General features: G+C 55.0%; 12 protein-coding genes and 1 other RNA gene. 7 read left to right on the forward strand and 6 right to left on the reverse strand.

Going from position 1 to position 13,765, the window contains the following annotated elements; translation table 11 throughout:
• Positions 1-8: 8 nt before the first annotated feature.
• Entirely contained in the window at positions 9-689 is a 681-nt protein-coding gene (locus tag I6L58_RS03140) for a fimbrial biogenesis chaperone (protein WP_088207442.1), read from the reverse strand.
• 75 nt (positions 690-764) lie between these two features.
• Positions 765-1,295, reverse strand: coding sequence for a fimbrial protein (locus I6L58_RS03145; protein ID WP_088207902.1), 531 nt, complete (start codon positions 1,293-1,295; stop codon positions 765-767).
• A gap of 404 nt (positions 1,296-1,699) precedes the next feature.
• On the opposite strand from I6L58_RS03145, the gene I6L58_RS03150 reads away from it, so the two are divergent.
• Both I6L58_RS03150 and I6L58_RS03155 read left to right on the forward strand, forming a co-directional pair.
• Positions 1,700-2,359 carry a helix-turn-helix domain-containing protein gene (locus I6L58_RS03150; protein WP_088207443.1) on the forward strand — a complete coding sequence of 220 codons (660 nt, stop codon included), beginning with the start codon at positions 1,700-1,702 and terminating at the stop codon, positions 2,357-2,359.
• Between the two features lie 77 nt (positions 2,360-2,436).
• Entirely contained in the window at positions 2,437-3,066 is a 630-nt protein-coding gene (locus tag I6L58_RS03155; protein WP_088207444.1) for a helix-turn-helix domain-containing protein, read from the forward strand.
• 45 nt (positions 3,067-3,111) lie between these two features.
• Here the strand turns inward: I6L58_RS03155 and I6L58_RS03160 are convergent, their stop codons facing one another.
• From I6L58_RS03160 to ydiJ, 3 genes are all read right to left on the reverse strand, one after another.
• Positions 3,112-3,306, reverse strand: coding sequence for a YdiH family protein (locus I6L58_RS03160; RefSeq protein WP_042319632.1), 195 nt, complete (start codon positions 3,304-3,306; stop codon positions 3,112-3,114).
• Between the two features lie 85 nt (positions 3,307-3,391).
• Positions 3,392-3,802 (reverse strand): 1,4-dihydroxy-2-naphthoyl-CoA hydrolase, encoded by a 411-nt coding sequence (gene menI, locus I6L58_RS03165; RefSeq protein WP_006174884.1) that lies wholly within the window; start codon positions 3,800-3,802, stop codon positions 3,392-3,394.
• Positions 3,799-6,855, reverse strand: coding sequence for a D-2-hydroxyglutarate dehydrogenase YdiJ (gene ydiJ / locus I6L58_RS03170; protein WP_088207445.1), 3,057 nt, complete (start codon positions 6,853-6,855; stop codon positions 3,799-3,801). Before ydiJ ends, menI begins: the two co-directional genes overlap by 4 nt.
• A 197-nt stretch (positions 6,856-7,052) precedes the next feature.
• Here ydiJ and ydiK point away from each other — a divergent pair, with 197 nt between their 5' ends.
• The gene (gene ydiK, locus I6L58_RS03175) at positions 7,053-8,168 is read left to right on the forward strand and encodes an AI-2E family transporter YdiK (RefSeq protein WP_006174881.1); all 1,116 of its coding nucleotides are present in this window, start codon (positions 7,053-7,055) and stop codon (positions 8,166-8,168) included.
• 202 nt (positions 8,169-8,370) lie between these two features.
• Positions 8,371-8,478: antisense sRNA RprA (gene rprA, locus I6L58_RS03180), an RNA gene on the forward strand.
• A 70-nt stretch (positions 8,479-8,548) separates the two neighbouring features.
• Here the strand turns inward: rprA and ppsA are convergent.
• Positions 8,549-10,927, reverse strand: coding sequence for a phosphoenolpyruvate synthase (ppsA, locus tag I6L58_RS03185; RefSeq protein ID WP_006174880.1), 2,379 nt, complete (start codon positions 10,925-10,927; stop codon positions 8,549-8,551).
• 335 nt (positions 10,928-11,262) lie between these two features.
• Between ppsA and ppsR the strand changes: the two genes are divergently transcribed.
• The 3 genes from ppsR to hemP all read left to right on the forward strand — a co-directional run bounded on the left by ppsR (position 11,263) and on the right by hemP (position 13,714).
• Positions 11,263-12,096 carry a posphoenolpyruvate synthetase regulatory kinase/phosphorylase PpsR gene (gene ppsR, locus I6L58_RS03190; protein ID WP_006174879.1) on the forward strand — a complete coding sequence of 278 codons (834 nt, stop codon included), beginning with the start codon at positions 11,263-11,265 and terminating at the stop codon, positions 12,094-12,096.
• A gap of 152 nt (positions 12,097-12,248) precedes the next feature.
• Positions 12,249-13,295 (forward strand): 3-deoxy-7-phosphoheptulonate synthase AroH, encoded by a 1,047-nt coding sequence (gene aroH / locus I6L58_RS03195; RefSeq protein ID WP_088207446.1) that lies wholly within the window; start codon positions 12,249-12,251, stop codon positions 13,293-13,295.
• A 230-nt stretch (positions 13,296-13,525) separates the two neighbouring features.
• Positions 13,526-13,714: a hemin uptake protein HemP gene (hemP, locus tag I6L58_RS03200; protein ID WP_088207447.1), complete on the forward strand. Its 189-nt coding sequence runs from the start codon at positions 13,526-13,528 to the stop codon at positions 13,712-13,714.
• The last annotated feature ends 51 nt before the right edge of the window (positions 13,715-13,765 follow it).

Here is a 13,765-nt window from a genome sequence, read left to right on the forward strand (position 1 = left end):
CCTTTACTTTATAATGACGCGTTAACCTGATGGGTTATTCCAGGGCTGCCGTAGTCATTGATGATTTTAAATATCATTGCACTACCATTAGCCCCCTGCGGAATAGCAAAGCGGGTGACCGAGCCTGGCAGAACAAACGTCACGTCTTCCACTTTTTTTCCACCCAGGCTTATTTCATTAAAATTGATGACATATTGCGTCGGGTTCGATACTTCCAGAGTATTGCCCCTGCGCTGCCATTTTAACTGGTTCGCCTGTTCTTCCGGGCTGGAGCCTTTTAAATTGGCCGGACGATAAATCAGCTTTATGCGTGTTTTCACGGCAATTTGCAGGGCATTGGTTTGGGCTGCCGATGAGGGAATGGCTTTTATATTGAGCCAGAACAAACTCTCTTTATTCTGGGGCAGTGCGCCGGTCAGCACGATTCGTTCAACGTTTTGCTGCCCACCCTCCAGACGATAAAGCGGAGGCGTAATCACAAACGGCGCTTTATTATTCTCCCCTTGTGGCATATCCACCCAGGACTGAATCAGATAAGGCGAGCTGTCAGGGTTATTAACGTTAATGGAGGCCTCTTTTTTAGCCCCGTCAAAAATAACGCGCGTTCCGCCGATAATCACACCGGCGTACGCGTCCGTTATACCCAGAGCAGCGGCCGATATCAGAATCATTTTGCCAATAACTTTCATTTTTCTACCTGTTTGAAACAAGGGGGCAATATGCCCCCCATCGAGACGTAAGCGTAATAACGCTGTGCTCGTATATCAGTTGTAAACCACAGAGAAGTTAGCCACAGAGTTAGCCGGACCCGCGACCACCGTCGCTGCAGTTGAGATATACTGAGCATAGAAATCCAACGTATTATCCGCAGTGCTGCTCAGCATATAGGTATAACCGTTGGTACCGTGCAGAGGCAGGTCTGCTTTATCTGCCGTCATCAGGTTAATTGCAATCCCGGTGGCTGCACCCGCTACTGAGGAATCAATAGCCAGCAGGTTTGAATTGCTGATATCCGGCGTACCGTCAAAACGCACTTTTGCGCTGGTCACCGTAACCGGGCAATTTTTCAGAACGATATTAAATTTCGTTGCGGGCGTTCTGGAGCCGGTGGCGGTAAACTCTGTTTTATAATAATCGCCCAGTACGACAACCTGGTTTTGCGACGCGATATCCACATCACAGGCGGAATCCAGAATATTACCCGCGAAATTTACGGATCCTGCTGCAGCGAATAACGTTGTTGCCGTCAGGGCAGAACTTGCTGCAAGGGCAGCCATTACCATCATTTTTTTCATCATCATCATCATCCCGTGTAACTTTATTTATTATCGACATTCACGCAGCAGGAAGCCGTAAAAAGAATCGACAGCAATTCTTTTTATCTGGCGATATGCAATGTGCATTTTCTGACCGCTGTATAAAATTTAGAGAAACTTAATGTTGAATACAATCGATTTGAGGTCTAGCTGTAGACTCTGTTTTAACCGCAAATTAACACTGCCTATGTCGCGGATATTACTCAAAATTTTGCGAGTCTATTTTTAGACTCTTTCCGCGTTAGTAACCTTTTCAGTGGCTTATTCCCGCAACGTCCTTCGGTCTACTTTTAGACCCGTGCTACATATTCACTCCCTCCTCATTTTTTAAGATAATTCGCAGGTGATCAAAAAACAATCACGCTTCCCAGTTGAGGTCTTAAATGAATACGCGTCTGTCCGCCGCCCATGACAGCGGAATATCAACGGTACTTGAATTAAAACCTTACAGGCACATTGAAACACTCATTAAACATGTTTTGCCTGCTGCACAACGCATGGTGCTCGCCCGCGGCGAAGTCGTTCAGTATTATGATAAAGAGATCCGCCAGTGCTTCCTGCTGCTGCAAGGCGGCGTGGCCCTGCACCGTCGCGGTGACGGGATTGTTTTAAATTCTGAATCGGCTCCGTTTATTCTCGGCGTGAGCAGCCAGTTCTCATCTGAGCATTTATACGTCAGGGCGAATGAGACATCCGAAATTGCACGCGTTCCGCTGGAGGTTTTTAATAACCTCGTTGCGCGCGAGGATCTGTGGGAGCATTTCTCAAAGCTGCTGATCTACACCGCCTCCCGCGTCTATGAGCACTGCGCGCAAATCTCGCAGATGTCGGCCTATGACATCATCCGCTTCCAGCTTGTCGAACTGATGCAGGAGCCGGAAGCCATCCGGTTGAATACCACCGCAGCGGCGTATATTAAAAGCCGGACCTATTTATCGCGCAGCGGCATCATGCGTATTCTTGCCGAACTGCGTACCGGAAAGTACATCACCATGGAGCGTGGGATACTGCTTGAGCTTCATCATTTACCGCGAAAATATTGATCGGTAACCCTTTAAACCGGGTAATGACCCCGCGGTTCGCACTATAATGAGATAATCTATGTATAAGGTTATCCGTTATGTCCTCGTCTGAAAAACCTTCCAGAGGTTCACCCTACGCTAAAGAGCTGATCGCCTTCTTACGTCCCTCGTGCGTCACGCGTACAACAGGCCGCGGCGAACAACTAGATCTGCAGGTCAACGGTGAAGGGATGTGTTATTTGATCCTTGAAGGGACGGTCGCAATCTACCGCCGAAGCGACACGCTGATGCTCTCAACGGCCAGCAGCCCTGCCCTGTTTGGCGTCGCTAACCTGACGGACATTTTTTTTGATGACTACCTTAAAACCGTCACGCCCTGCCTGATCGGGGTGCTGACTACGGCTCAGGTTAACCACATCATCGAAGAGAATGCGCTCTGGGGGCTGCTCTCCAGCCACCTGATGTTTATGTATAACCGGCTCTATAACGCCATCATGCCTCAGGGAGCTCCAACGGCGTATGAGATGATCCGCCAGCAGCTGCTCCGGCTGATGGAAGAAGATGAGAGCTACCGTTCCGCAGTCACGGCAGAACGCTACATCCGCGACAAAACCCAGCTTTCGCGAAGCGGCGTGATGCGTATTCTGGCGGATCTTAAAACAGGCGGGTTTATCGAAATGGAGGAAGGCAGGCTGATTACCATCAACAAACTGCCGGCCAAATACTGAATGACAGGCACAAAAAAGGCCGCAAGCGCGACCTTTTTTCAGTGCTTAGTGGACATGAACGCCCAACCGCCAGGCAAAATAGATCTCTTCTTTGAGTTCATTTGAAGAGAGTGCAAGCAGGTCAGCAAATTCGAGTTCAAGTTGTTTCAGCTTTTTCAGGTACTGCGCCGGAGACAGGTTGCTCGAATCGCGACGTAAATATTCAATTGCCAGCTGGGTTGGGGTTATTTCAGAATCCATGATGTCCTCGCTTATGTACAAAACGTGACCAGTATATCACAACGTGCTGACCAGTTTTTGACCAAAAGCAAAGCATCTGGAAACTTTACACCACCGCCGTCGTCAGCCTCGACGAGCAACACAGGCGATCTTCTTCGTCCAGAATATCAATCTGCCACACCTGATGACGGCTCCCGGCGTGCAGCGCGCGGCACACGCCACGCACCCGACCGCTGCGCACGGCGCGGATGTGATTGGCATTCACCTCCAGCCCGACAACCTTCTGCTCGCCGGAAGTACACAGGTACCCTGCCACCGAGCCCAGCGTTTCGGCCAGCACTACGGATGCGCCGCCGTGCAGCAGGCCAAACGGCTGATGCGTGCGATGATCCACGGGCATCGTCGCCTCGAGTTCATTCTCACCAATGCGGATAAACTGGATATCCAGCAGCCCCACCATATTCCCGTTGCCCATGGCGTTGAGCGCCTCAAGCGTCACTTCACGTTTCCAGATCATCCAATAATCTCCAGTAAGGCCTGTAGCGGATGGCGAACCCCGTTACCCTCAATACGTTTTACCTGGCTGCGGCACGAATAGCCCGTTGCCAGACAGCGGTTGCGCGGCAGACGCTGCATCGCCTGGTGCCACGACAGCTCATAGATGCCGAGCGAATTCGCGTGGTTTTTGATTTCATGGCCGTACGTGCCTGCCATCCCGCAGCAGCCCACGCTGACGCTCTCAAGCTTCGCGCCAAAACGCGCGAAAATAGCGGCCCACTGCGCCGGCGCGCCGGGCAGTGCGGTCACTTCGGTACAGTGACCAAACAGGTACCACGACTCGCCGCTGACGTCGGTTTGCGCGGTCTTATCCAGCGCGGCGGGCAGCCACTCGTGGACCAGCATCACGTGAAAATCACCGCGTTTATCGCCGAGGATCTGCTTGTATTCATCGCGATAGCAGAGCACCAGGGCAGGATCGACGCCGACCATCGGGATACCCAACTGCGCAACGCGATTTAAAAAATCAGACGTTTTCTGTGCGGTTTTCGCAAAGCGCGTCAGGAAACCTTTGATGTGCTGCGCCTTACCGTTCGGTGAGAACGGCAGCACCACCGGCTGATAGCCAATTTTTTCAGCCAGCCGCACGAAGTCGGCCACAACCTCGGCGTCGTAATAGCTGGTGAACGGATCCTGAACCACCAGCACCATGCCGGATTTTTGCTCCGGGCTGAGCGCCTCAAGCTGTTCCAGCGTCATGTTCGCCGAGCGGTGCCCCACCAGCTGGCGCTGCAGCGACGGCGTGGACAGCAGCGGCAGATCCACCATCCCGATATGTTTTTCGGAAAGTTTGCGCACCAGCGGCTGGTTAATAAAGAAGTTGAAGGTTTTAGGCGCGCGCGCCATCAGCGGGGCGTAGCTTTCGACCGTTGCCACCAGGTGATCGCGCATCGGGCGCAGATACCGCGTGTGGTAAAGCTGCAGGAAGCGCGAGCGGAAATCCGGCACGTCAATTTTAATCGGGCACTGGGTAGAACAGGCTTTGCAGGCCAGACAGCCGGACATTGCCTCTTTAACTTCGTGCGAGAAATCGTACTCGCCCCGGTCCGCATGCCAGCTGTTGCGGGTGCGTTCGATAAGCGAGCGCAGGCTGGCCCGTTTTTCCGGCAGCTCCTGCTCCAGCTTCAGCGGATCCACTCCGCGATCGGCCAGCAGGCGCAGCCATTCACGCACCAGCGTCGCACGCCCTTTCGGAGAGTGGATCCGGTTGCTGGTGATTTTCATCGACGGGCACATCGGGCTGTTGACGTCAAAGTTAAAGCACAGCCCGTTGCCGTTACACTCCATCGCCCCGCGCCAGGACGAGCGCACCGCAATCGGGATCTGCCTGTCATAGGTGCCGCGCTTAACCGCATCCACCTGCAGCATCGGCGCATCCACGCCCTCAGGCGGGCATATCTTGCCGGGGTTAAGCCGGTTATCCGGGTCGAAGGCGGCTTTGATCTTGCGTAGCTCGCCGAACAGTTGCTCGCCGAAGAACGCCGGGCTGTACTGGGCGCGAAAGCCCTTCCCGTGCTCGCCCCACAGCAATCCACCGTATTTCGCCGTTAAGGCCACCACGTCATCAGAGATCTCTTTCATCAGGATCTCCTGCTGCGGGTCGCACATGTCCAGCGCCGGGCGAACGTGCAGAACCCCGGCATCGACATGCCCAAACATGCCGTAGCTCAGGCCGTGGCTGTCCAGCAGCGCGCGGAACTCAACGATATAATCGGCCAGATGCTCCGGCGGAACGCAGGTATCTTCCGCAAACGGGATCGGCTTGGCGGCCCCTTTGGCATTGCCCAGCAGCCCCACGGCTTTTTTGCGCATCGCATAGATACGTTCGATGCCAGAGAGATCCTGACAGAGCTGCCAGCCAATGATCCCGCCTTCGCCACGCGCCATCAGTTCATCCAGACGCTGACATAATGCCGCCACCTGGCCGTCAATCAGCGCGGCATCATCCCCGGCAAACTCCACAATGTTCAGGCCAAGCATCTCTTTGTCCGGCACGTCGGTGATAAGCTCGCTGACGGAGTGCCAGACGATATCTTCCCGGGCCAGATTTAAGACTTTGGAATCGACGGTTTCCACCGACAGCGCCCGCGCCTCAACCATAAATGGCGCATTGCGCAGCGCGGAATCAAAGGAGTTGTATTTGACGTTCACCAGCCGCCGCACCTTCGGCAGCCGGGTAATATCAAGGCGCGCCTCGGTGATAAAGGCCAGCGTCCCTTCCGAACCGGTCAGGATGCGGGTCAGGTCGAACTGCGTCATGTCGTCGTTGAAAACGTGGCGCAGGTCGTAGCCCGTCAGGAAGCGGTTCAGTTTCGGGAATTTATCAAGAATAAGCGGGCGATTGTCCCGGCAGCGTTCCAGCACGGTACGGTAGATGCGCCCGGTGACGGTGTTCTCTTTGCCCAGCGTCTCGGCCAGTTCAACCGGCAGCGGCTGCGTATCCAGGATATCGCCACCGAGCAACACGGCGCGCACGCCCATAACGTGATCGGACGTTTTGCCGTACACCAGCGACCCCTGCCCCGACGCATCGGTATTGATCATCCCGCCAAGGGTCGCGCGGTTACTGGTGGAGAGCTCAGGGGCAAAGAAGTAGCCGAAAGGTTTAAGGTACTGGTTGAGCTGATCCTTAATGACGCCCGCCTCGACACGCACCCACCCCTCTTCCGGGTTAATTTCGATGATGCGGTTCATATAGCGCGACATATCAATGATAATGCCCTGGTTCAGCGCCTGCCCGTTGGTGCCCGTCCCGCCGCCGCGCGGGGTGAAGACCAGAGAGAGAAACCGCTCCTGCGACGCCAGCCGTGCAATCAGCGCGACATCGGCGGTAGAACGCGGAAAGACGACCGCATCAGGAAGAAGCTGGTAGATACTGTTATCCGTCGCCATCGTCAGCCTGTCGGCATAATTCGTGGCGGTATCACCTGTAAAACCCTGTTGCTCCAGTGCCTGCAAAAAATTAAGCACCAGCTGAACGACGCCGGGTGCCTGAGAAATCTGTGGGATCATTACTGTCGACCCTAATAAGAGGTGTGAAATCGTTTGCGTTGTGTCTGGAAAGTTTTATCACATTTTTTTCTTATGTGCTCTGGTGAATTACAGGCAGAATCCGCCTGTCAAAAATCGCTGAAATCACTAATGATTAGTGATACGCGGTTTATGTTCCCGCCAGCCGTTCTGGCGTTCTAAAAAGGAAAGTTTCGTTTATGGTCAATCTTCGTCAGCCCAGGGATGTTGCGCAAATATTGCTGTCGGTGCTGTTTCTGGCACTTATGATCATTGCGTGTCTGTGGATTGTTCAACCGTTTATTCTCGGGTTTGCATGGGCCGGGACCGTCGTTGTCGCCACCTGGCCGCTGCTGTTGCGTCTGCAGAAGATGCTGTTTGGTCGCCGCGCTTTAGCCGTTCTGGTGATGACCCTGCTGTTGTTCCTGCTGTTTATTATTCCGATTGCCCTGCTGGTGAATAGCCTCGTTGATTCCAGCGGCCCGGTGATCCGCGCCGTGAGCAGCGGCGACATGACGCTGCCGGACCTCGCGTGGCTCAACAGCATTCCGGTGATTGGCGCAAAGCTCTACAGCGGCTGGCACGGTCTGCTGGAGATGGGCGGCAGCGCCCTGATGGCAAAAGTCCGCCCGTACATCGGCACCACGACCACCTGGTTTGTCGGCCAGGCGGCGCATATCGGTCGCTTTATGATGCACTGTGCGCTGATGCTGGTGTTTAGCGCCCTGCTGTACTGGCGCGGTGAGCAGGTTGCGCTCGGCGTACGTCACTTCGCGACCCGCCTCGCCGGTAAACGCGGCGACGCCGCCGTGCTGCTGGCCGCTCAGGCCGTTCGCGCCGTCGCGCTTGGTGTAGTGGTTACCGCGCTGGTGCAGGCGATCCTCGGCGGCATCGGCCTTGCTGTCTCCGGCGTGCCGTATGCCACCGTCTTTACCGTGGTGATGTTGATGACCTGTCTTGCGCAACTGGGCCCTTTATTGGTGCTGGTACCGAGCATCATCTGGCTTTACTGGACGGGCGATACCACCTGGGGCACCGTCCTGCTGGTGTGGAGCTGCGTGGTCGGGACCATGGATAACGTCATCCGCCCGATACTGATCCGCATGGGTGCCGATTTACCGCTGATTTTGATTTTGTCCGGCGTGATCGGCGGGCTGATTGCCTTCGGGATGATCGGCCTGTTTATTGGCCCGGTTCTGCTGGCCGTGACCTGGCGTCTGTTCTCCGCCTGGGTGCATGAAATCCCACCGCCGGGCACCGACCCGGACGCGATCCTGAGCGAACTGGAAGCGCTGGAAGATAAGAATACGCAGTAAACCTGTTGCCGGGTGGCGCCTTCGCTTACCCGGCCTGCTGTTCGAATACTTAAACAACGCTAAACTATTTATTCTCTGCCCACTGGTCAGACCCGCCCTATATCCCGCCCATCTGCAATTAAACATGCGAAATCTTTACTTCTCTTTAACTATTGAGAGGAATCTGATCGACGCTAAAAGTTGAGATGCCTACTATTAGGACACGGTTATAAATCAACACCTTGATTTATAAGCATGGAAATCCCCTGAGTGAAACAACGAATTGCTGTGTGTAGTCTTTGCCCATCTCCCACGATGGGCTTTTTTTTGCCCTGTGTACGCACAAGGCATAAAAAAAGCCGGGGAGTGGTTAGCTCCCCGACTTGATGACACAAGCAATATTACTTATTCAGTTCCGCCAGGCTCAGCCAGGTCTGTACCACGGTGTCCGGGTTCAGGGAAAGACTGTCAATGCCCTCCTCCATCAGCCAGGCGGCAAAATCTTCGTGGTCAGAAGGACCCTGCCCGCAAATGCCCACATATTTCCCCTGCTTCTTCGCCGCGCGAATGGACATCGACAGCAGCGCTTTCACCGCCTCGTTACGTTCATCGAACAGCTCGGAAACCACGCCCGAGTCACGGTCAAGACCCAGCGCCAGCTGCGTCATGTCGTTTGAACCGATAGAGAAGCCGTCGAAATGCTCGAGGAACTGCTCAGCCAGCAGGGCGTTGGATGGGATCTCACACATCATGATAATCTTCAGCCCGTTCTCGCCGCGCTTCAGCCCCTGGCGCGCCAACTCGTCCACCACCGCCTTCGCCTGATCCACGGTACGCACGAACGGAACCATGATCTCGACGTTGGTCAGCCCCATGTCGTTGCGCACGCGTTTCACCGCGTCACACTCCAGCGCAAAGCAGTCGCGGAAGCTCTCGGACACGTAGCGTCCGGCGCCACGGAAGCCCAGCATCGGGTTTTCTTCCTCTGGCTCGTAGCGCTCGCCGCCCACCAGGTTGGCGTATTCGTTAGACTTAAAGTCAGACAGACGCACGATGACGCGTTTCGGATAGAACGCCGCGCCCAGCGTCGCGATCCCCTCGGTCAGACGACCCACGTAGAACTCTTTCGGCGAGTCATAGCCTTTCATCATCTCGCGGATTTCGTTCTGCAGTTTCGCGTCCTGCTCGTCAAACTCCAGCAGCGCGCGCGGGTGCACGCCAATCATCCGGTTGATGATAAATTCCAGACGCGCCAGGCCAACCCCTTCGTTCGGCAGGCAGGCGAAGTCAAACGCGCGGTCAGGGTTACCGACGTTCATCATGATCTTCAGCGGCAGGTCCGGCATGGTATCGACGCTGGAACTTTTCACGCTGAAGTCGAGAATATCGGCGTACACATAGCCGGTATCCCCTTCCGCACAGGAGACGGTCACGCTCTCGCCGTCCTTCATGCGCTCGGTGGCATCACCACAGCCCACTACCGCCGGGATCCCCAGCTCGCGGGCGATGATCGCCGCGTGGCAGGTGCGCCCGCCGCGGTTAGTGACGATGGCTGCCGCCTTCTTCATGATCGGTTCCCAGTCCGGGTCGGTCATGTCGGTGACCAGTACGTCACCCGGCTCAATACGGTTCATCTCGCTGATGTCGTGGATCACCTTCACCGGACCGGCACCGATACGGTGGCCGATGGCGCGGCCTTCGGCCACGATTTTGCCCTGGGCGTGCAGCGTGTAACGCTCCATCACCTGGCCGCGGGAACGCACGGTTTCCGGGCGCGCCTGCACGATAAACAGCTTGCCGGTATGGCCGTCTTTCGCCCATTCAATATCCATCGGGCGACCGTAGTGTTTTTCAATCTGTACGGCCTGTTTCGCCAGCTCTTCCACTTCAGCATCGGTCAGGGAGAAACGGTCGCGCTGCTCCTGCGGCACATCCTCAATTTTTACCTGCTTGCCATGCTCCTGGGTCGGGGCATAGATCATGCGAATTTTTTTCGACCCCATGGTGCGGCGCACCACCGCCGGACGGTTGGCGGCCAGGGTAGGTTTGTGAACGTAGAATTCATCAGGGTTCACGGCACCCTGCACCACCATCTCACCCAGCCCCCACGCGGAGGTGATAAACACCACCTGGTCAAAACCAGATTCAGTATCGATGGAGAACATCACGCCGGAAGAGCCCACATCGGAGCGCACCATACGCTGCACGCCAGCGGAAAGCGCCACGCCGCGGTGGTCATAGCCCTGATGCACGCGGTAGGAGATCGCGCGGTCGTTGAACAGGGAAGCAAACACGTGCTTCACCGCCACCAGCACTGCGTCGTAGCCCTGGACGTTCAGGAAGGTCTCCTGCTGTCCGGCGAACGAGGCATCCGGCATATCTTCCGCAGTAGCAGAAGAACGCACGGCAAACGAGGCCTGCGCATCATCGGCGGAGAGCTGGTTATAGGCATCATGAATGGCTTTTTCCAGTTCCGGCTGGAAAGGTGTGTCGATAATCCACTGGCGGATTTGAGACCCGGCTTTGGCAAGCTCGGTAACATCATCTATATCCGTTTTATCCAGCAGGTCGTAAATGCGCTGGTTCACGCCGCTCTGGTCTAAAAACAGGTTAAACGCATCGGCCGTTGTGGCAAACCCGTTTGGCACGGAGACACCCATGCCGGACAGGTTTGTAATCATTTCACCCAGGGAGGCATTTTTGCCTCCAACTCTGTCTACATCATTCATGCCGAGTTGGTTATACCAAAGCACCAGCGGTGACGAGCCATTGTTGGACATCGAAACAATCCTTTTGTGATATTTGATCGGAGTAAGAAACGCCTGACTACGTATTTATACTGGCATAATTGTTTGCGCTAAAAAAACGGTGAATCGTGTAAGCAATTTAAATTTTCAATTTTTAGGACAGTTTCCACCCGGCTACTAACCCGATGATTCCTATAGATTCACTGAAAAACCATAGAAATAAAGCCGCTATTTGAAAAATGAAATCCACTTTTCAGGAAAATTAAAAACACCATTTCATTTATATTTAGGACAAGTTCTTTGCTGTGCAATTAACTTTTTTAATTTATGCTTTCAGGCAATTACGTACGCACTTCAGGGTGAATAAAATGGATAATGCTGTTGATCGCCACGTTTTTTATATTTCTGATGGTACGGCGATCACCGCCGAGGTGTTAGGCCATGCGGTGATGTCGCAATTCCCCGTATCGATTAACAGCATCACGCTGCCGTTCGTGGAAAATGAGAGTCGGGCCAAAGCGGTGAAGGACCAGATTGACGCCATTTTCCAGCAAACCGGCATTCGCCCGCTGGTCTTCTATTCGATTGTCATCCCCGAGATCCGCGCCATCATTCTGCAAAGTGAAGGCTTCTGCCAGGATATTGTGCAGGCGCTGGTTGCCCCGCTTCAGAGCGAACTGCAGCTGGACCCGACGCCTGTCGCGCATCGCACCCACGGGCTGAACCCCGGGAACCTCATCAAATACGACGCGCGCATCGCGGCTATCGATTACACCCTCGCCCACGACGATGGGATTTCAATGCGCAACCTCGATCAGGCGCAGGTGATCCTGCTTGGCGTGTCGCGCTGCGGCAAAACGCCGACCAGCCTCTATCTGGCGATGCAGTTTGGCATCCGGGCGGCGAACTACCCCTTTATTGCCGACGATATGGATAACCTGGTGCTACCCGCCGCGCTCAAGCCGCTCCAGCATAAGCTTTTTGGCCTGACCATTAACCCGGAACGGCTGGCGGCCATTCGCGAGGAGCGCCGCGAAAACAGCCGCTACGCGTCGATGCGTCAGTGCCGGATGGAAGTCTCCGAGGTTGAAGCCCTGTACCGCAAAAACCAGATCCCGTGGCTGAACAGCACTAACTATTCGGTGGAAGAGATTGCCACCAAAATCCTCGATATCATGGGGCTGAATCGCCGCATGTACTAATATGCTAGTACATTATCACGAATTCGGGTATCATCAGCCGCATCGTCGGGGCGGCCTCGCCCCGAACTTGAAATCAGCGGGGATTGGTTTAAGGTGATGCCCATCACTTCCCGGTAGTCTGCCGATGAAGCAAAAAATTTCTGAGATATTCCATGAATAAAACCGACGAACTCCGCACGGCGCGCATTGATAGCCTGGTCACACCGGCTGAACTGGCACAGCGCCATCCCGTTTCCGCAGGCGTGGCTGACCATGTCACCGCCTCGCGCCGACGCATTGAAAAAATCCTCAGCGGTGAAGACAAGCGCCTTCTGGTGGTGATTGGCCCGTGCTCTATCCACGACCTTGATGCCGCCATGGACTACGCAAAACGTCTGCAGGGGCTGCGTGAGAAGTACCAGCATCGCCTCGAGATTGTGATGCGTACCTACTTTGAAAAGCCGCGCACCGTGGTGGGCTGGAAGGGGCTGATTTCCGACCCGGACCTTAACGGGAGCTACCGCGTTAATCACGGTATTGAGCTGGCGCGTAAACTGCTGCTGCAGGTGAACGAGCTGGGCGTACCGACCGCCACCGAGTTTCTGGATATGGTGACCGGGCAGTTTATCGCCGATCTCATCAGTTGGGGCGCGATTGGCGCGCGTACCACTGAAAGTCAGATCCACCGCGAGATGGCCTCCGCGCTCTCCTGCCCGGTGGGCTTTAAAAATGGGACCGACGGTAACACCCGTATCGCAGTTGACGCCATTCGCGCATCGCGTGCCAGCCACATGTTCCTCTCCCCGGATAAGAACGGGCACATGACCATCTACCAGACCAGCGGCAACCCATACGGCCATATCATCATGCGCGGCGGTAAAAAACCGAACTACCACGCGGACGATATCGCTGCCGCCTGCGAGACGCTGGCAGAATTTGACCTGCCTGAGCACCTGGTGGTGGATTTCAGCCACGGCAACTGCCAGAAACAGCACCGTCGCCAGCTCGACGTCTGCGATGAGATCTGCCAGCAGATCCGCAGCGGCTCGACCGCCGTGGCGGGCATTATGGCTGAAAGCTTCATCAAAGAAGGCACCCAGAAAATCGTTGCCGGTCAGCAGATGGTTTACGGCCAGTCGATTACCGATCCGTGCCTGAGCTGGAAAGACAGCGAGCTGCTGGTGGAGAAACTGGCAGCGGCAGTGGACAGCCGCTTCTGAGGCTATGCCGGGTGGCAAGGTAAAAGCAAAAAGGCAACGTAGTTGCCTTTTTTAATGTTTTCTCCCTCTCCCCGTGGGAGAGGGCCGGGGTGAGGGCACCAGACCGCACCATCCCTCTTCTCACCCCAAATTTGATCCCGTCACAATATTTTCACAAAAACGCTTGCCGTGAATTTGCAGTTTATTGATAATGATTATCATTGTTACATTGATTGTTATTTATAAACACTATGTCACGTACGGATCACAGCGCGGCAACGCCAGTAAAAAAACACACAGCACCGTCCCCCGCCTCCGCCGATCGCCGCATTGACAGCAAAACGCTGCTCGGCGTTGAAGGGCGGGTGATTATCGAGCATGACGGCCAGCTCTACCTGCTGCGCCAGACGAATGCCGGAAAACTGATCCTCACGAAATAAAGTAAACAAAAATACGCCAGCCACCCAGGTGATCCCCAGGCAGCCAGCGCT

The organism is Enterobacter cancerogenus, assembly GCF_019047785.1.
Classification (GTDB): Bacteria; Pseudomonadota; Gammaproteobacteria; order Enterobacterales; family Enterobacteriaceae; genus Enterobacter; species Enterobacter cancerogenus.